This window comes from Anaeromyxobacter sp. Fw109-5 (assembly GCF_000017505.1).
Taxonomy (GTDB): domain Bacteria; phylum Myxococcota; class Myxococcia; order Myxococcales; family Anaeromyxobacteraceae; genus Anaeromyxobacter.
Genome location: NC_009675.1, coordinates 2260401 through 2279143, shown reverse-complemented (window position 1 = coordinate 2279143; position 18743 = coordinate 2260401). Strand labels below are relative to the sequence as shown.

General features: G+C 72.3%; 16 protein-coding genes. 2 read left to right on the top strand and 14 right to left on the bottom strand.

The genetic code is table 11. The features are described 5' to 3' along the window. Positions 1-3: 3 nt before the first annotated feature. From ANAE109_RS10250 to fdnG, 5 genes are all read right to left on the bottom strand, one after another. On the bottom strand, positions 4-702 hold the full coding sequence (locus ANAE109_RS10250; RefSeq protein WP_012096794.1) for a hypothetical protein: 699 nt from the start codon (positions 700-702) through the stop codon (positions 4-6). A 110-nt stretch (positions 703-812) separates the two neighbouring features. Further along, the gene (fdhE, locus tag ANAE109_RS10245) at positions 813-1679 is read right to left on the bottom strand and encodes a formate dehydrogenase accessory protein FdhE (RefSeq protein ID WP_012096793.1); all 867 of its coding nucleotides are present in this window, start codon (positions 1677-1679) and stop codon (positions 813-815) included. Beyond that, complete coding sequence (locus ANAE109_RS10240; RefSeq protein ID WP_012096792.1) at positions 1676-2395, bottom strand: formate dehydrogenase subunit gamma; 720 nt, start codon at positions 2393-2395, stop codon at positions 1676-1678. The genes fdhE and ANAE109_RS10240 overlap by 4 nt, the downstream gene beginning before the upstream one ends. A gap of 3 nt (positions 2396-2398) precedes the next feature. Then, positions 2399-3271: a formate dehydrogenase subunit beta gene (gene fdxH, locus ANAE109_RS10235; protein WP_012096791.1), complete on the bottom strand. Its 873-nt coding sequence runs from the start codon at positions 3269-3271 to the stop codon at positions 2399-2401. A 10-nt stretch (positions 3272-3281) separates the two neighbouring features. Further along, the gene (gene fdnG, locus ANAE109_RS10230) at positions 3282-6356 is read right to left on the bottom strand and encodes a formate dehydrogenase-N subunit alpha (RefSeq protein WP_143827943.1); all 3075 of its coding nucleotides are present in this window, start codon (positions 6354-6356) and stop codon (positions 3282-3284) included. Positions 6357-6679: 323 nt separating this feature from the next. On the opposite strand from fdnG, the gene ANAE109_RS10220 reads away from it, so the two are divergent. Next, positions 6680-8053, top strand: coding sequence for an aminotransferase class I/II-fold pyridoxal phosphate-dependent enzyme (locus ANAE109_RS10220; RefSeq protein WP_012096788.1), 1374 nt, complete (start codon positions 6680-6682; stop codon positions 8051-8053). Positions 8054-8108: 55 nt separating this feature from the next. On the opposite strand, the gene ANAE109_RS10215 is transcribed toward ANAE109_RS10220, so the two are convergent. After that, positions 8109-9677 (bottom strand): ATP-binding protein, encoded by a 1569-nt coding sequence (locus tag ANAE109_RS10215; protein WP_012096787.1) that lies wholly within the window; start codon positions 9675-9677, stop codon positions 8109-8111. 176 nt (positions 9678-9853) lie between these two features. On the opposite strand from ANAE109_RS10215, the gene ANAE109_RS10210 reads away from it, so the two are divergent. Then, positions 9854-10927 carry a hypothetical protein gene (locus tag ANAE109_RS10210; protein WP_049768565.1) on the top strand — a complete coding sequence of 358 codons (1074 nt, stop codon included), beginning with the start codon at positions 9854-9856 and terminating at the stop codon, positions 10925-10927. Positions 10928-11059: 132 nt separating this feature from the next. Here ANAE109_RS10210 and ANAE109_RS10200 read toward each other — a convergent pair whose 3' ends face one another. The 8 genes from ANAE109_RS10200 to ANAE109_RS10165 all read right to left on the bottom strand — a co-directional run bounded on the left by ANAE109_RS10200 (position 11060) and on the right by ANAE109_RS10165 (position 18733). Then, the gene (locus ANAE109_RS10200; protein ID WP_143827942.1) at positions 11060-11314 is read right to left on the bottom strand and encodes a hypothetical protein; all 255 of its coding nucleotides are present in this window, start codon (positions 11312-11314) and stop codon (positions 11060-11062) included. Further along, entirely contained in the window at positions 11307-12053 is a 747-nt protein-coding gene (locus ANAE109_RS10195; RefSeq protein ID WP_012096784.1) for a hypothetical protein, read from the bottom strand. The genes ANAE109_RS10200 and ANAE109_RS10195 overlap by 8 nt, the downstream gene beginning before the upstream one ends. Before the next feature lie 137 nt (positions 12054-12190). After that, positions 12191-13582 carry an aspartate kinase gene (locus ANAE109_RS10190; protein ID WP_012096783.1) on the bottom strand — a complete coding sequence of 464 codons (1392 nt, stop codon included), beginning with the start codon at positions 13580-13582 and terminating at the stop codon, positions 12191-12193. Between the two features lie 149 nt (positions 13583-13731). Next, entirely contained in the window at positions 13732-14319 is a 588-nt protein-coding gene (locus ANAE109_RS10185; RefSeq protein WP_012096782.1) for an SUKH-4 family immunity protein, read from the bottom strand. 20 nt (positions 14320-14339) lie between these two features. Further along, positions 14340-15440: a lipoyl(octanoyl) transferase LipB gene (lipB, locus tag ANAE109_RS10180; RefSeq protein WP_041449061.1), complete on the bottom strand. Its 1101-nt coding sequence runs from the start codon at positions 15438-15440 to the stop codon at positions 14340-14342. Positions 15441-15487: 47 nt separating this feature from the next. After that, a complete protein-coding gene (lpdA, locus tag ANAE109_RS10175) occupies positions 15488-16933 on the bottom strand; it encodes a dihydrolipoyl dehydrogenase (protein WP_012096780.1) in 1446 nt (481 codons plus the stop codon). 149 nt (positions 16934-17082) lie between these two features. After that, complete coding sequence (locus ANAE109_RS10170; RefSeq protein ID WP_012096779.1) at positions 17083-17937, bottom strand: ThiF family adenylyltransferase; 855 nt, start codon at positions 17935-17937, stop codon at positions 17083-17085. Between the two features lie 19 nt (positions 17938-17956). Continuing rightward, positions 17957-18733 (bottom strand): TatD family hydrolase, encoded by a 777-nt coding sequence (locus ANAE109_RS10165; protein WP_234945331.1) that lies wholly within the window; start codon positions 18731-18733, stop codon positions 17957-17959. Between the last annotated feature and the right edge of the window lie 10 nt (positions 18734-18743).

Below are 18743 nucleotides of genomic sequence, written 5' to 3'. Positions count from 1 at the left end.
TCCTCACCGCCGCGTGTCGGTGCCGGGCGTGGTGGTCCCGCCCTGCGTGTTCGTCCCCGGCGTCGGGCCGGACGGCGTCCCGCTCGGCGTCGTCGTCGAGCCCGGAGGCGTGGAGGTCCCCGCTGGCGGCGTGAGCGCCTCGTCGCCCATGCCGCGCTTCGCGCCGGCCGAACGCACCTCGATCCGCTTCGCGACCGAGACTCCCTCCTTCGCGTCGAACGATACGCGCACCTCGTCGCCACGCTCGAGCTGCGCCACGCTCGTGCGGCCGGCGCCGCTCACCTCGGTCTTGCCCGTCACCTGGATGTCGCGCATGCCGTCCGGCGCCTGGATGGTGAGGCGGTCCTTGCCCGTACTCACGACCTTGCCGGAGAGCGTGCCGGCCTCCGCGCGCGCGTGCGCCTCCGTCACGCTCGCGCCCTCCTCCTGCTGCGGCGTCTTCGCCCGGGTGCCCTTCTCGTCCGTCGCCTGACGCGCCTCGCTCTCGGCCTCCACTCCCGAGGGAGTGCCGTAGCCGTACCCCTTGATGTCCTTGGCCCCGGCCTCCTGCGTGTCCGCGCCCTTCGCGCCCTGGGCTTTCTCCGCGCTCGCCTGCTCCTGCGGCTTCGCCCCCGACTTCTGCTGCGCCTCCTGCGACTTCGTCTCCTGCGCACACGCCGACCCCGCGAGGAGCGCCGCCGCGAGCGCGATCGTCCTGAGCATGTGTCTCCTCCCTCGGAGAAAGGTGGAGATCCGCGGCGCGCGCCGCCCGCCCGCTCGGCCGCAGCGCTCGCGCGAAGGGGGAGGCCGCGCGTGGCCTCGCGCGGTCCCCGTCAGGTCCGCTCGCCCGCGGGTGCGAGCGGGTTCATCCCGGCGCGCAGGAACCCGCGCTCGCCCACGAGCAGATCGAGCACGAGCGTCGCCGCGTCGTCGGCCACCGCGTCGGCGCCGTGGGCCTCGGCGAGATCGACCACCTTGAGGTACGCGTGGCAACCCGCGCAGGCCTCGGCGCTGACGCCCGGCGGCCCGCCCTCGATCTCCAGGTAGGAGAGCTTTCCCGACTGGCGGCACAGCGCGCACTGCGCGCGCGGGAGGTGCCACTCCGCGCCGCAGAGCCCGCACACGATGTAGCGCACCCGCGCGTCGCCCAGGACCACGCTCGCGACGGGAGTCCCGCCGCAGACCGGGCACATCGCCCCCGCCGGCGCGACCGCCGTGGGAGAGACGCCGCCGGCGAGCCGCGCGAGGTGGGCCTGGAGCGCCGCGCCCACGAACGGCGCGGCGGCGAGGTCGGCCGGCGCGCCGCCCACCACCTCGTCCGCGAGCGCCTCGAGCGCCTCGGGGGAGGCGCCCTCGAGGCGCGCGATGGCCGCGGCTGCCGCGCCGGGGAGCGCGCCGTCCTTCGCCACGGCGAGCACCACCCGCAGGGCGTCACGCCAGGAGGGGTCGCGACGCGCGAGCGCGCCCGCGAGAGGAGGCCCTCCCTCGGCTCGCGGCGGCGGCGCCGCGGCCACCTCGCGCACGGCGCGATCCTGGCCGCGGGCGAGCCGGGCCAGGAAGCGCAGCCACTCGCCCGCGGCGTGGCCCTCCGCGAGGGCCTCCAGCCGCTCGGCCCGGCCGCGGAAGAGGAGCCTCGCCTCGGGCAGCCGGAGCGGGGGCGGGACGTCACCCGGGGTGATCGGCAGCTCCGGATGGCTCAACGCACCGGCTCCTTGGGCGCGTGCCGCTCGTACCAGCCGGGGTGGTGATAGCGCGCCCAGCGGCGCGTCACCCAGCCCTGCGTCATGGCCCGCATCGAGCCACGCGTCCAGATGGCGGCGTAGATGTGGATGCCGATGCCGACGAACATGATGAAGCCGAAGATCGCGTGGAGGACCACCGCGATCTGCCGGCCGGTGAGCGGCACCGCCGGGGCGATGTAGGGCCTCCAGATGAAGAGCCCGGTCACGAGGAGCCCGAGCACCATCACGATCATCGACCAGTACATGGCCTTCTGCCCGGCGTTGTACTTGCCCTCCACCCTCGCCTCGTCGCGCCCGTTCATGTACGCGAACATCCGGCGCAGCCACTGCCGATCCGCGGCGCTGAAGGTGTTCTCCTTCCAGAGCCGGGCCGCATAGGCGAAGAACAGCACGGCGAGCGCGACCCCGAGGAAGGGGTGCAGGATCCGCATGAACGTCGGCGTGCCGAACAGGAACGAGATCCAGTAGAAGAACGGGTGGAACATCGCGAGGCCGGACAGGAACAGCACGATGTACAGGAGCGCCACCGCCCAGTGCGTGAGCCGCTCGGTCGTCGAGTAGCGCTGGATCGCGTCCGGCGGCCGGGTCGTCGCGAAGTGATGGCTCGGGCCACGCTGGGGCCCGGGCGGGACCGCCGGCGGCGGCGTGAAGGTCCGCTGCGTCTCGTTCGCCATGTCCTACTCCTCCTCGCGCGGCGGCCGGGCGTCGGGATCGACCGGGCCGACCTTCATCCAGTGGAAGAACCCGGCCACCGCGACCGAGACCATGGTGAGCACGCCGAGCGTCCGGGCGAACCCGCTGCGCCACAGCGCCACGAGCGGCGAGATGCTCGCGTCGCGAGGCATCCGGTACAGCGCGGGGTCCCCGTGCGGCATCACGTAGAACACGTGCGTCCCGCCGACGCCCGGCGGGTCGTAGACCGCCGCCTTCTCGAAGCCGCGCTCCTTGAGATCCACGAGGCGCGCGTTGGCGATGTCGATCATGTCCTCCTTCGTCCCGAAGCTGAGGGCCTGGGTCGGACAGGTCTTGATGCACGCGGGCTCGAGGCCCACCCCCACCCGGTCGGAGCAGAGCGTACACTTGTACGCCTTGCCGTCGGTGACGCCGTAGCGCGGGATGTTGAACGGGCAGCCGGTCTGGCAGTAGCCGCAGCCGATGCAGTTGTCCTGCTTGAAGTCGACGATGCCGTTCGAGTACTGCACGATCGCGCCGGGCGCCGGGCAGGCCTTGAGGCAGCCGGGGTCGGCGCAGTGCAGGCAGCCGTCCTTCACGATGAGCCACTGCAGGCCCTTCTCGGCGATCTCCTCCTCGTAGAAGCGCATCACCGTCCAGGAGCGGTCGGTGAGGTCGATCGGGTTGTTGTACGTGCCGTCGAGGACGCCGACGTCGTCGCGGACGTCGTTCCACTCCATGCACGCCACCTGGCAGGCCTTGCAGCCGATGCAGCGCGAGATGTCGATGAGCTTCGCGACCTCGGTGTGCTTGCGCACGTCGGGCGGCGACGTCTGGCTCGCGGAGCGGCGGCGGATGTCGAGCGATTCGAGCGCCATGGCCGCCTCCTCACGCCACCGAGAGCTTCTCGACGTTCACGATGAACGCCTTGAACTCGGGGGTCTGCACGTTCGCGTCACCGACGAACGGCGTCAGGGTGTTCGCGAGGTACCCGGGTTTGGTGAGGCCCTCGAAGCCCCAGTGGATCGGGATCCCCACGGTGTGGACGGTCTTCCCCGCGATCGTGAGCGGCCGGATGCGCTTCGTGACCACCGCCTTGGCGACGATCTCGCCCCGGTTCGAGCGCACCCGGATCTTCTCGCCGTTCCGGATTCCCTTCTCCTTCGCGAGCGCCTCGCCGATCTCGACGAACTGCTCCGGCTGGACCACCGCGAGCATCTGGACGTGCTTCGACCAGAAGTGGAAGTGCTCGGTCAGCCGGTAAGTGGTCGCGGCGTACGGGAACTTGTCCGAGGTGCCGAGCGCGGCCTTGTCCGCCGCGAAGATGCGCGCCGCGGGGTTGGTGCTCGCCACGGCCCGCTCGTGCATCGGGTTCTTCACGAGCGGGCTCTCGAACGGCTCGTAGTGCTCGGGGAACGGCCCGTCGGCCATCTTGTCGACGGCGAAGAGCCGCCCCATGCCCTCCGGGTTCATGATGAACGGCGACATCCCGGACTCGGATTCGGGCGGTTGGTCCACCTTGAAGTCGGGCACGTCGGCGCCGACCCACTTCTCGCCGTTCCACTTCACGAGCGCGCGGCGCGGGTCCCAGGGCTTCCCCGTCGGATCGCACGACGCCGCGTTGTAGAGGACGCGCCGGTTGAGCGGCCACGCCCATCCCCATGACGGCGTCAGCCCGAGCCCGCTCGGATCGGAGGTGTCGCGGCGCGCCATGTTGTTCTTGTCGGTGTAGCTGCCGGTGTAGATCCAGCAGCCGGACGCGGTGGAGCCGTCGTCGGTGAGCTGCCCGAACGTCGTGAGCTGGTCACCGCGCTTCACCAGCACCTTCGTCTTGTCCTTCGGATCGGGGAGATCGGCGAGCGCCCAGCCGTTGTACTCGCGCGCGACCTCCTCGGCCGACGGCCGGTTCGGGACCGCGTACGGCCAGGCGAGCTTCACGATGGGGTCCGGGAACGCCCCTCCCTCCTTCACGTAGAGGGTGCGGACCTTGTGGAACAGCTCGCCCATGATCTCGAGGTCGGTCTTCGCCTCGCCGGGCGGCTCGGCGCCCTTGTAGTGCCACTGCAGCCACCGCCCGGAGTTCGTGAGCGAGCCGTCCTCCTCGGCGAAGCAGCCGGACGGCAGCCGGAACACCTCCGTCTCGATCTTCGCGCTGTCGACCGGGTTGAACTCACCCGCGTTCTTCCAGAACGTGGAGGTCTCGGTGACGAGCGGATCGATCACGACGAGGAACTTGAGCTTCGCCAGCGCCTCGATGTTCTTCCCCTTGTTCGGCGCGGCGGCGAGCGGGTTGAAGCCCTGGCAGATGTACCCGTTCACCTTCCCCTGGTGCATGAGGTCGAACACGGTGAGGATGTCGTAGAGCTTGTCGAGCTTGGGCAGGTACTCGTAGGCCCACTGGTTCTCCTTCGTCGCGGCGTTGCCCCACCACGCCTTCTGCAGCGAGACGAAGAACTTGGGGTAGTTCTGCCAGTAGCTCATCTGCCCGGGCCGCAGCGGCTTCAGCGTGCGGGCCGCGAGGTAGGTGTCGAGGTCCTTGTCGGTCTCCTTCGGGATGGTGAGGTAGCCGGGCAGCAGGTCCGAGAGGACGCCGAGGTCGGTGAGCCCCTGGATGTTCGAGTGGCCGCGGAGCGCGTTCACGCCACCGCCCGCCATCCCCACGTTGCCGAGCAGGAGCTGGATCATCGCCATCGCGCGGATGTTCTGTGCCCCGACGGTGTGCTGGGTCCAGCCGAGCGCGTAGAGGCTCGTCATGGTCCGGTCGGGCGGCGCGGTGGACGCGATGGTCTTGCAGACCTGGAGGAACTCCTCCTTGCCCGCGCCGGTGACCGAGGACACGACCTCCGGCGTGTAGCGGGCGTAGTGCTTCTTCAGGAGCTGGAACACGCAGCGCGGATCCTGGAGCGTCGGATCGACCTTGGCGTAGCCGTCCGGCCCGAGCTCGTACGTCCAGGTGGTCTTGTCGTACTTGCGGCCGGCCTCGTCGTAGCCCGAGAACAGCCCGTCCTCGAAGGCGTAGTCCTCGCGCACGATCAGGGACGCGTTGGTGTACGCCTTCACGTATTCGTGCTGGATGGCGTCGTTCGAGAGGAGATAGTTGATGACGCCGCCCAGGAACGCGATGTCGCTGCCGGGCCTGATCTGCACGAACTGATCGGCGACCGCGGCGGTGCGCGTGAAGCGCGGATCGACCACGATGAGGCGCGCCTTGTTGTGGGCCTTCGCCTCCGTCACCCACTTGAAGCCGCAGGGGTGAGCCTCCGCGGGGTTACCGCCCATCACGACGACGACGTTGGCGTTCTTGATGTCCGCCCAGTGATTCGTCATCGCGCCACGGCCGAACGAGGGGGCCAGACCGGCCACCGTGGGTCCGTGTCAAACACGTGCTTGGTTGTCCATGGCGGTCATGCCCATGGAGCGGAACACCTTGTGCGTGAGGTAGCCGGACTCGTTCGACGACGCGCTCGCGGCGAGCATCCCCACCGTGGTCCAGCGGTTCACCGTCACGCCGGCCGCGTTCTGCGCGATGAAGTTCTTGTCGCGATCGTCCTTCATGAGGCGCGCGATCCGGTCGAGCGCCCATTCCCAGGTGACCCGCTGCCACTCGGTCGAGCCGGGCGCGCGGTACTCGGGGAACTTGAGCCGGTGCGGGCTGTTCACGAAGTCGAGCAGGGCCGCGCCCTTCGGGCAGAGCGTGCCGCGGTTCACCGGGTGATCCGGATCCCCCTCGACGTGGACGAGACGCATGCGCGCGTTCTTCGCGCGATCGCCGAGGCCGTACATGATGACGCCGCAGCTGACCGAGCAGTACGGGCACGTGTTCCGCGTCTGCGTCGTCGAGGCGAGCTTGAAGTTCCGGACGTCGGCCAGCACGCCGTCCGGCGCGAAGCCGAGCACGCCGAGGCTGGTGGCGCCGATTCCCGACGAGGTGAGCTTGAGGAACTGCCGTCGCGAGAGGTTCATGGCGAGGGATCTCCGGAAACGCCCGTAGGTGCCGGTGGGTATGCTGTCCCCCCTCTGCGGCAGAAAGCCGCGGCATTTTGGGGAATCCTTCTCCGGGACTCTTCCCGGCGAGGCGATTTCATGACGCACCGCGCCGATGCCAGCGAGAGGACGTCCGGTCCCGCCGTCGCTCACCACTCGTGTCCCCTCCCCGCGGGCGGGCGACCCGCGCTCCTGGTCCGTGCTCACGACACCCTTGTCCCGCAGGGCTTTCCGCCAGCCCCGGCGCCGGCGGGAGGCCCAGGGCTCGCCGCTCCGACCGGGTCGTCGTATCCTGCGCGGTCATGGTCGTCCGAATCGAAGACGTCGCGCCGGTGGTGCGCGAGGCCCAGTACGCCGTCCGAGGCCCGATCGTCGCCCGCGCCCAGGAGCTCGAGCGGCAGGGGCGCGAGGTCATCTACTGCAACATCGGCAATCCGCAGTCCCTCGGGCAGCGGCCGCTGTCGTGGGTACGGCAGGTGCTCGCGATCGCCGAGTGGCCGGAGCTGCTGGAGCGCGTGCCCGCCGGCACGTTCGCCGCCGACGTCGTCGCCGTCGCGCGCGAGGTGCTCCGCGGCTCGGAGCACGGCCTGGGCGCCTACACCGAGAGCAAGGGGTACCACTTCGTGCGGGAGGCGGTGGCCGCCTTCATCCGCGATCGCGACGGCATCGAGGCCGACGCCGAGCACGTGTACCTGACCGACGGCGCGAGCAAGGGCGTCCAGTCGGTGCTGCGGCTCCTCGTCACCGACGCCCGCGACGGCATCCTCATCCCCATCCCCCAGTACCCGCTCTACTCCGCGACGATCACCCTCTACGGCGGCACGGCCATCCCTTACCACCTCGACGAGAGCGCGCGCTGGTCGCTCTCCCTCGCCGACCTGGAGCGCTCCTTCGACCAGGCCCGCGCGAAGGGCATCCGGCCGCGCGCCATCTGCGTCATCAACCCCGGCAACCCCACCGGCGCCGTGCTCGACGAGGCGAACGTCGAGGACGTCCTCAGGTTCGCGCGCGAGCGCGGGCTCGCGGTGCTCGCCGACGAGGTCTACCAGGCCAACGTCTACCTGCCCGGCGACCGCTTCGTGTCGTTCGCGAGCGTGCTCGAGCGGCTCGGCTTCCGCGACGTCTCGCTGTTCAGCTTCCACTCCGTCTCGAAGGGCTTCCTCGGCGAGTGCGGGCAACGGGGAGGCTACCTCGAGTGCCGCAACGTGCCGGCCGCGGTGATGGACGAGATCACGAAGCTCCAGTCGATCGCGCTGTGCGCGAACTCCGCCGGGCAGATCGTGACCTACCTGCTCGTGCGGCCGCCGCGGCCCGGCGAGCCGTCGCACGCGACGTACGTCCGCGAGCGGGACGAGGTCCTCGAGAGCCTGCGCCGCCGCGCGGCCCTCCTCGAGCGCGGCCTGTCCGCCATCCCCGGGATCACCTGCAACCCGGTCGCCGGGGCGATGTACGCCTTCCCGCGGATCTCGCTCCCCGAGGGCGCGACCGACTCCGAGTGGTGCCTCGGCCTGCTCGAGGAGACGGGGATCTGCGTGGTGCCCGGCTCCGGCTTCGGCCAGCAGCCCGGCACCTGGCATTTCCGCACGACCATCCTGCCGCCGGTCGACCGGCTGGAGGCGGTGGTGGAGCGGATCGGCCGGTTCCACCGGAGCTTCTGCGAGCGGCGCGCGCGGTAGCTCCGGATCGCGGACCCGGGCGGACGGAGCCGATGCCGTCGGGCGGCGCGCCGCCTCAGCGGGGTTCCCGGGCTGCCCCGTCGCCGCCGGTCCCGGGCCGGACCAGCGGAGCGATCGCGCGCAGCAGCTCACCGAGAGCAGCCGGCTTCCCGAGGTGGAGGTCGAAGCCGGCCGCGTACGCACGCGTCCGGTCCTCCGGACCCGCATAGCCGGTGAGCGCCACGAGCCGGACGTCGCGCAGGGCGGGATCGGCGCGGAACGCGCGCGCCACGCCGTAGCCGTCGAGCTTCCCCGGCAAGCCGATGTCGCAGATGACGAGGTCCGGCCGCCTCCGCCGGGCGGCCGCGAGCCCCGCCTCGCCGTCGGGGGCGAGCGAGACCTCCATGCCCTCGAGCTCGAGCGCGTCCCGCAAGGTCTCCGCCGCGTCCAGGTTGTCCTCCACCACCAGGACGGTCGCCGCGCCACGCGCACCCGAGCCGGACCCGACCTGCGGCGCCGGTACGCGCGGCGTGGCGGCGAGGGGGAAGCGTACCGCGACCTCGGTCCCGGCCCCGGGACCGGCGCTCGTGACCACCACCGTTCCCCCGTGCAGCTCCACGAGGCGCTTCACCAGCGTGAGACCGAGGCCGAGCCCGCCCCGGGAGCGCGCCAGGGTGCGGTCCGCCTGCGAGAAGGGCTCGAAGATGCGGGGGAGGACCTCGGCCTCGATCCCCTCCCCCGTGTCCCGCACGTCGAGGAGCGCGGAGCGCCCTGGCGCCTCGGCCACCCGGACCGTGACGGTGCCGCCGTCCGGGGTGAACTTCGCGGAGTTGGCGAGCAGGTTCCCCACGATCTGCGCGATCCGCGTCTCGTCGCCTTCGACCGGCACGGGCGCGGGCGGTAGCTGCAGGACGAGGCGCACGCCGATCGCCTCGAACCCGGCGCGGTGGTCCTCGGCGGTGTGGCCGACCACGTGCGCGAGGTCCAGCGGCTCGCGGCGGAGCTGGATGCGCCCGGCCGTGATGCGCGTGAGGTCGAGCAGGTCTTCGACCAGTCGCGAGAGGTGCCCGACCTGGCGCTCGATCACCTCGCGCCACCGCGCGGCGCGCGCCGGGTCGTCGGGTGCGCGGCCGAGGAGGTGAAGCGCGTTCCGGATGGGCGCGAGCGGGTTGCGCAGCTCGTGCGACAGGATCCTGAAGAACTCGTCCTTTCGCCGATCCGCCTCGGCGAGCTGCTCGGCGATGGCGCGGTACCGCTCCTCGCTCTCCTGGCGCCCGCGCTCCGCCGCCTTCTCGGCGGTGAGATCGATGACGAACGCCGCGACGCCATCCGGCTGGACGGAGAGCCCCACGAGGAGCGGGACCCGCGTCCCGTCGCTCCGAACGTACTCGCTCTCGTGTCGCGTCCCGAGCTCGGGGTGCAGCCACTCGGGCGGTCGGCCCTGCCCCTCCCGGAACCGGTCGGCGTCGAACTCCTCTCGCGAGCGGCCGACGATGCGCAGGTACTCGTCGTTCGCGAACTGCACGGTGGCGTCGCTGCTGATGAAGAGGATGCCGATGGGGGCGTCCTTCGCGAACCGCTGGAAACGGCTCACCTCGGCCTGGAGCGCGCTCACGCGGAGCTGCTGTGCGAGCAGGTTCATCATCTGATGCCGCGCACCTCCGAGCGCCTCGCGCGTCGGGCCACCCGCGCTGTCCGCGGCTCGCTCGACGCACCGTCCGGGTGAGTCGGCGCACCCGCACCCGCCTGGATGACGGCGCGCGGATCGTCCTCGCCGCTCGCTGCGGGATGGCCGCTCCCGACCGTAATATGCTGTGTTCGATGCGGCGGCATCTCCTCCAGGTGGACGAGGTCGCAGCGCTGATCCGCAGCGGGGAGACGCTGCTGCTCGCCGGGGACGAGAGCCCGCTGAGCCGCCTGCCCAGAGGGAAGTGGATCGCGGGGACGATCCCGTACTTCATGACGGAGGAAGGCGGGGTCGTCGATCGCCAGCGCATCTTCGTGGAGTCTCTCCCCGAGGGCGCGGAGTACGCCGGCGTCCGGCGCTACGACGCGGAGGACGTCTCGCGGGTGTACTCGGAGCTCCCGGCCGATGCGATGGGCGTGATGATCGCGCCGTTCTCGAGCCGGGTGCACCTCTCGTTCGCCCTGAACGCGCCCACGTTCGCGAAGTTCGCGACGGCCCCGCTCTTCGGGTGGATCTCGGGCGTCCATCTCTCGGACGTGGGCAAGGTGAGGCCCAAGGTGTTCGACGGCACGACCGCCGAGGCCATGGAGCAGCACGCGCTCGTGATGCACGTCCGCCTGCCGCCCGGGATGCGCGCAGAGATCGCGATCCTGAACATCTTCGAGAAGGGCACCGGCCCCGCCATCGTCTTCCCCGTCACCGGCTTCTCCGCCACCCTCGCGGAGGTCGACGGGCGGCTGTGCAACTTCGCCGAGTACGTCCAGGAGACCGTTCTCGACACGCGCCTCCCCCTGGTCGCGGACTACTGCGGTGCCCGCATCAACGTGAGCTTCCAGGCCGTCGACCGGGCGAGGGGCGAGGTCCGGTTCTACGCCCCGGTGTTCGCGGGCGTCCCTTACCATCACGCCCGCCCGATCGCCGACTACGTGGACGCGCTCGTGTCGGCGCTTCCCACCGGGCTCACCGAGCGCATCGCGCTCTCGTGCAACTGCGTCGTCAACTTCGTCAACTCGTCGCTCGAGGGCAGGACCACGGGCGACATCGTCGGGCCCATCACCTTCGGCGAGATCGCGTACCAGCTCCTCAACCAGACGATGGTGTACCTCACCGTCTCCGGCGCGGACAGCGCCGTCAGAACGGCGGCGACGGCACCGCGGGGCAGGCGGCCACGCCCCCGAACGAGCAGGACGCGGCCCCGCCGCAGCTGAACGCGGCCGGATCGTCCACGTACACCAGGCAGGCCGTCGGGTCCCAGCACTGCCGGAAGCCGCCCGTGGCGCCCAGGGCGGTGCGGAAGCCGACCGCGGCGCGACCTGCCGCTGCGGCGTCGAAGGACGCGGTCACCACCAGCAGATCCCCGCGTTGAGCCGATCGGACTCGGGCTTCGCGCGCAGCCAGGTGTCGGCCGGCCGCGTCGGGCACCCCGCGACCTGCGCCGAGGCGCCGGCGGCGACGGCCGCCTCCGCGGGGACCTCGACGCGCAGATCTTCGCGGCTCGGCACGGCCGCGAGGAAGCGGAGGTCCTCGGTCGAGTAGTCGCCGCAGGCGCACAGGCCGAGGCACAGGCCGAGCGCGGCGGCGAGCCGGCTATTCACCCAGCGCATACTCCACCCCCAGCATCCCCTCGGCGAACCCGAGGCTGCGATCCTCGTCGACGGCGTAGATGAGGTACGAGAGACGCATGCGCGCCACGGCGGCGAGGCGCGGCGAGAAGCGCCAGGCGGCGCCGCCCACGAGGCCCGGCGTCACGGTGAAGAAGGTCTGGCTCGGCAGCTCCTCGCGCGCGGGGAAGCTGCGCCCGAGCCAGATGAGCCCGATCCGCGCGCCCGCCGAGAGCACCACCGGCCCGACCAGGAAGTCCTTCCAGAGCGAGGCCCCGCCCGCGAGCTCGGCGAACTTCACCGGGATGGGCTCCACCCCCGGCATGCGGAGCGTGCCGGCGCCGCCGCCGAGCGCCGCGTCGATCCCCCAGGCCAGCCCGCGGCCCAGGTCGTCGCGGACGGCCACCTCGAGGCCCCCGAGCGTCGCGGGCGGGAACAGCCCGTCGCGCGCGGCGCGGTCGAAGAAGCGCTGCGCGCCGAGCCCCGCGACGAGCGCCCAGCGGGAGCCGGAGAAGCCCTTCTGCGGATCGCGTTCGAGCGGCACCCGGTCCATGCGCGCGTCGTCCACCACCGCGGGCGCGCCCCCCGCGACCGACACGGGGGCGACGAGGAGCCCGGAGTCGTCCGGGAGCCGCTTCTTCACGGTGTACCGCCCGGGCGGGAGCGCGACCCGCCGCTCCGCGCCGGCTCCCTTCGCCACCTCGGCGACGGCTCGGCCCGAGCCGTCGAGCACGACGTAGAGCCCCTCCGCCGCGGCGGGCAGGACGAGGCCGCCCTCGAGCGGGGAGAGGTCGGTGAGGACCAGATCTCCCGTGCCGCCGAGGTCGTAGGGCCGAGGTGGGCGGGACGCCGCGCCCCGGCCCGCCTCGCCTACGCAGCCACGGGCGGGTTCAGGCAGAGCGCCGCGTTGAGCGCGACCACCGCCCGCTTGTAGTCGTCGCGGGCGATGACGAACTGGATGCTCGTCTGCCGGAGGGACTGCGAGACGGCGTTCACGTTGATGCCGTTCTCGGCGAGCGCGGCCGTGGCGCGCGCGAGGACGCCCGGGAACGCGATGTTCGTCCCGATCACGCACACGATCGCGGACGGCGCGGCGGTCACCACCTCGTAGGCGTTCTCGAGCTCCTCGAGGAAGCCCGGCGTGACCGACTTGTCCCAGACCACCTGCGTGATCGAGTTCGCGTTGGTGGCCTTCAGGATGTACGAGACCCCGTGCTTGCGGAAGATCTCCATCACCCCGTAGTCGAAGCCCACCGTGCCGACCATCGAGGGATCGTGGATCTCCACCGCGGTGACCTTCGGCGAGCCGGCGACGATCTCGATGCGGGCCTGCTTGCCCACGTACTGCTTCGTGATGAGCGTGCCGGGGTGGTCGGGCTCGAAGGTGTTCTTGAGCCGGATGGCGATGCCGGCGAGCTCCATCGGCTTCGCCGCCTTCGGGTGGATGGCCTCCATGCCCACGTCCGCGAGCTGGTCGGCGACGTCGTAGTTGGTCATCCCGACGAGCACCGCGTTCTCCTCGCCCACCAGCACCGGGTCCGCCGACGAGAGGTGGAACTCCTTGTGGATCACCGCCTCGTCCGCCTTGATCTCCACGGCGACCTTGCTGAAGGTGACCTCGGAGTACCCGCGGTCGAACTCCCGCATGATCCCCTCGATCCCCTTGGTGTAGCCGGTGACCACCACCACCTGGCGCGAGAGGTCCACCCCCTTGAACGAAGCGTGGATCCGCTCGTCGATCGTGAACGGCTCGTCGTCGTCGAAGCCGGTCAGGTCCATGAGGGAGGCCTCGACCCCCTTCGCGCGCAGGATCTCCACGCTGTTGTACGCGCTGTGGGCCTCGCCGATCGCGGCGAGCATCTCGCGCGCGGCGAGCAGCACGTTCTCGCGGCGCAGGTAGCCGCTCGCGAGCACGTGGCGCATCGAGTCGAGGTACGCGCGCAGCTCGCGCATGCGCCGCTCGATGAAGCCGTCCGCGCGCGCGAGATCGAGGCCGAGCGGCGCGAGGCCCGCGTTGATCTCCTTCAGCTTGGCGGTGAGCTGCTCGAGCGCCGCCGCGTAGTCCGCGCCGCCGGCGAACCGCGCGTACACGCCCGGCTCGCCCGTCTTCTTGTGCTCTAGGAGCTGGTTCGTGACGCCGGCGTACGCCGACACGACGTAGACGCGACCGTACACGCGCTTCGGGTCGCGGAGCATGATGTTGCGGAGGACGTCCTCGAACGCCGACATCGAGGTGCCACCGATCTTCTCGACGCTGATCATCGAACGGGTCCCGCGGGCTGGATGGGGTTGGGTTCCGGGCGAAAGCCGGGATGATACCAACTGGCGCCGCGATCGGAACCCCTCCGGGGCCACGAAGACGGTCCCGCGGGCGGTCGGGCAGGCGGTCGGGGTGAGCCGCAGGGGCGCGGCTACACCTCCCGCAGGTCGTCCAGCCACTGCGGCCAGTGATTCTGCGGCGATGCCATCGCCGGCGGATCGATGCGGGCCAGGTCGGTCCGGATCCGCTTCAGCCGGTCCTGGAGCGGCTCCTCGCCGCCCCACCACTGCAGGAACACGTCCACCGCGTCGAGGAACAGCCCCGCGCTGGAGCTCACGAACGTCGGCCGCTGCCCCTGCTCCAGGTCGACCAGCAGCACGCGCCCGGACGCGCGCTCGAGCACGAACACCGCCGAGGGCTCGTCGTCCCAGGCCAGGGGATCGCGCATCGAGCCGAGCACCCAGCCCGCGACGCCCGCCGCCTCGGCGCCCGCGCCCGCGAACTGCTCCAGGGTGCGGAGCCGTCCGTCGGCCAGCTCCGACGAGAAGAACGTCGGGCCGGTCCAGCCCTGCAGACGCACCTCGCGCGGCACGCCGCGCATGGCGAGCGTACGCGCGGCGGCGCCGAGCTCGGGGAGCTTCTCGCGCAGGCGATGGCGCTCGGTGACGACCACGGCGCGCATCATGCCATGGCCGCGGGACGGCGCGAGGGGCCGCCCGGCGAACCCACCTGCGACCACATCGGCGGAGCCGGGCCCGCTCAGCGCGCGACCGCGGCGCCGGTCGCGAGCCGCACCGCCTTGCGCAGCCCGGCGAAGCGCAGCCGCGCCACCGCGTCCTGCGGCGCGAGCCAGACGTGCTCCGCGTGCTCGTCGGAGATCCGCAGCTCGAAGGAGGCCGGGAGGCGCGCGGCGAAGGCGGTCTCGTGGGCGAGCCGCAGCGCGCCCTCGGGGAGCCGCGCGAGGGCCGGCTCGAGGGCGAAGGCGTGCGCGTAATCGAGGGGCTCCACCGGCACGTCGGCGCCGGTCTCCTCCCACAGCTCGCGCCTCGCCGCGTCCGCCTCGGACTCGCCCGGCTCGATCCGCCCGGTGACGGGCTGCCAGAAGCCCCCCCGCGCCTCGCTGCGGCGCAGGAGCAGGACGCGCCCATCGGCGCCGACCGGCACGACCGAGACGGTGCGGAGGTCCGGCGCCGCGTCGGCGCGGGCGCGGCCGAGCGCCTCCGCGACGTGCGTCGCGAGCCGCTCCTCCACCTCGCCGAGCTCGGGGGCCGCCCTGCCCCGCTCGCGCAGCTCGGCCTCCAGGCTCGTCACGCCGAGGCGCGGGTCGGCGATGCCGCAGGGGACGATCACCTGGAAGTGCGTGAGGTCGGTGCGGACGTTGAACGCGAAGCCGTGCGAGGTCACCCAGCGCGAGAGGTGCACGCCCACCGCGCCGATCTTCTTGCGGCCCACCCACGCGCCGCGGTGCTCGTCGTGCCGGCCCGCCGCGATCCCGTAGTCGGCGCAGGCCCGGATCATCGCCTCCTCGAGCGCGGCCACGTAGCGGCGCACGTCGGGCCGGTCCGCCAGATCGACCACCGGGTACCCGACGATCTGGCCGGGGCCGTGGTAGGTCACGTCGCCGCCGCGGTCGGTCTCGTGCAGCTCGAAGCCCTGCTTCTCGAGCCACGCGGGCGCCGCCACGACGTTGGCGCGATCGGCGCCTCGCCCGAGCGTCACGACGGGCGGGTGCTCGAGCAGGAAGAGGTGGTCGGTCGCGGGCGGCGTCGCGGCGCGCACGGCGGCGCCGCCGAGGCGCATGAGCGCGAGGCCGTCCTCGTACTCGACGCGGCCCAGCCGGTGGACGAGGAGCGTGCGCACCGGCGCGGCCTCTCCGCGCGTCGGCCCGTCGGGCTGCGCAGGGGCGCTCACGCGCGCGCCGGCGCCGCCTGCTCGCCCTTCTTCTTGCGCTCGGGTGGCTTGAGCATGTGGATGGGCTCGCCCAGCGCCACCTTGCACGCCTCCATGAACGCCTCGGGGAGCGTCGGGTGGGCGTGGATGGTGAGCGCGACGTCCTCGAGGTAGGCGCCCATCTCCAGCGCGAGCGTGGCCTCGGCGATGAGGTCCGCCGCCTCCGGCCCGACCACCGTCACGCCCAGGATGAGCTTCGAGGCGCGGTCGGCGATCACCTTCACGAACCCGTCGGTGTGGTCGATCGCGATCGCGCGCCCGAGCGCGCCGAAGGCGAACTTCCCGGTGATCGGATCGTGCCCCAGCGCACGGGCCTCCTCCTCGGAGAGCCCGACCGTGCCGATCTCCGGATCCGTGAAGATGCCGCCGGGCATCGCGACCCAGTCGCGCGCGGACTTCATCCCGGCGATCACCTCCGCCGCGATCTCGCCCTCCTTCGACGCCTTGTGCGCGAGGAACGGCCCGCCCGTCACGTCGCCGATCGCGAAGACCGACGGGACGCTCGTCCGGTACTGCGCGTCGACCTCGATCCCCTTCGGCGCGATCTTCACGCCGATCTTCTCGAGCCCCAGGCCCTCGGGGCTCGGCCGGAACCCGACCGCGACGAGGATCTTGTCGCACTCGATGGTCGTCTCCTTCCCGTCCACCTCCGCCTTGACGGCGAGCGCGCCGCCCTTCTTCTCGAACCCCTTCGCCTTCGCGTTCACGTGCACCGTGACGCCGCGCTGCCGCAGGTTCTTCTGGACGAACCGCACGGCCTCCGGGTCGACGCCGGTGAGGATCTGCGGCAGCGCCTCGAGGAACGTCACCTGCGCGCCGAGCTTCGCGTAGACCGTGCCGAGCTCCATCCCGATGATGCCGCCGCCGATGCAGACGAGGCGCTTCGGCACCTCGGGGAGATCGACGGCCTCCTTCGCGCTCCACACGTCCTTGCCGTCGAACGCGAAGCCCGGGATCTCGACGGGGCGCCCGCCCGTCGCGACGATGAACGCCTGCGCCTCGATGCGCGTCCGCTCGCCGTTCTGCTCGACGTCGATGGCCGTGGCCGAGACGAAGGTGGCCGTGCCCTTCACCACCTCGACGCCGTTCCCCTTCTCGAGGAGGCCGACGCCGCTCGTGAGCTTCTTCACCACGCCGTTCTTGAACTCGCGCAGCTTCGCGACGTCCACCTTCGGCTCGCCGCTCACGATGCCGCGCTCGGCGGCGCCCTTGATCTCGTCCACGAGGTTCGCCGCGGCGATGAGGGCCTTGGACGGGATGCACCCCCAGTTCAGGCACACGCCGCCGAGCGTCTCCTTCTCGACGAGCGCCACCTTCTTCCCGAGCTGCGCGAGCCGGATGGCGGCGGGGTACCCGCCGACGCCGGCGCCGATCACGACGGCATCGAAGGTCTTGGTGGCCATGGAGTGATCCCCCTCGTGGGTGACGGAGCCGAGATAACCGCGCGTCCTCGCGCGCGCGGGGACTCTATCGGCGGGTGGCGCACGGTCAACACGAAAGCAGCGATCTCTGAAGGGCCTGCCCGCTCGCCCAGCGGCGGCCACGGCACGCGTCACGGCCTGCGGGAGCGCTTGCGGCGGCGCGCGGCTTCCTTCTCCGAGAGCACGCGATGGGCGCGCGGCGCGACGCCGGTGAGCCCCTGGACCACCGCCCCCGCGGCGGCGAGGCCGAAGGCGCCGGTCACGAACGCGGCGCTGCCGTAGACCTTCGGATCGCGCCGCCGCTCCTCCGGCGCGCGGCGGCGCGCCCCGGGTACGCCGTCCTCGTCGCCCGGCAGCGCCAGCGTCTCCCGCGGCGTCTCGACCGACCAGACGGCGAGGACGCCGGTCGGCTCCGAGGCCGAGATCCCGTGCCGGCGCCGCAGGTACTTCCGGACGTCCTTCGCGAGCTGGTCGGTGTGCGACTCGCACAGATCCGTCACCTGGATGGCGGTGGGATCGAGCCGCCGGGCGGCGCCGAGCGCGGTGACGATCGGGATGCGGAGCGCCAGGCAGCGCTGGATGACGTGCAGCTTCGCCACGACCGTGTCCATCGCGTCGACGACGAACGACACGCCCGGCGGGACGATCCGCTCCGCGCTCTCCTCCGAGTAGAACTCGGCGATCGCGTCCACCTGTACGGCCGGGCTCACCCGCGCGAGCCGGGCCGCCATCTCCTCGACCTTGAGCGCGCCGAACGCCCCCTCGAGCGCGTGGAGCTGCCGGTTCGCGTTCGTCTCGTCGACGCGCTCGCCGTCCACGATCGTGACCCGCCCGACCCCGGCGCGCACGAGCGCCTCCGCGGTGAAGCTCCCGACCCCGCCCACGCCGAGCACGACCACGTGCGCCCCGGCGAGCCGCTCCATCGCGTCCGGGCCGAGGAGGCGGGCGGTGCGATCGACGCGGAGCGAGACCCGGCGACAGTCCATGGCCCGCCCTTCTACCGTCCTACGGCGGCAGGCGGAAGAGCGCCCGGGCGTTCGCGGTCGTGAAGGCGTCCACCTCCGCGACCGTGCGGCCGGTCGCGCGCGCGACGGCCGCGGCGATCTCGGGGAGGAAGGCGGGCTCGTTCCGGCCGCGGTGCGGCCGCGGCGTCTGATCCGGCGCGTCGGTCTCGAGGAGCAGCCGGTCCGGCGGGACCGCCTGGACGGCGGCGAGGGGGCGCCGCGCGCCCTCGTACGTCACGGGGCCCGCGAACGAGAGGTACAGCCCGAGCGCGAGGTACGCCCTCACCTGCTCCGCGCCGCCGGAGTAGCTGTGGAGCACCCCGCCCGCGGGCAGCGGCTCCGCGCGGAGGAGCGCGAGCAGGGGATCGTGGAGCTTCAAGCAGTGGAGCACCACCGGCAGCCGGTGCTTGCGCGCGAGGGCGAGGTGCCCGCCGAGGACGCGCACCTGGCGCACGAGCGACGCGCCGGCGGCCACGCTCCCCCCGTCGAGCCCGCACTCCCCCACCGCCACCGCGCCGCCACGCGCCAGCGCCGCGTCGAGGTCGGCGAGGTGCCGGTCGTCGTCCCGCGGATCGATCTCGGGGAGGAGCTGCGGGTGGATGCCGAGCCCGAAGTGGACGCCGGGCGTGGCGCGGGCGTAGCCCGCGAGCCCCGCCCAGCCCTCGGGGCCGATCGCCGGGACGACGAGCTCCGAGACGCCCGCCGCCCGCGCGCGCTCGACGACCCGGTCGCGATCGGGCGCGAACTCGAGCTTGTCGAGGTGGCAGTGGGTGTCGATCAGCGCGGGC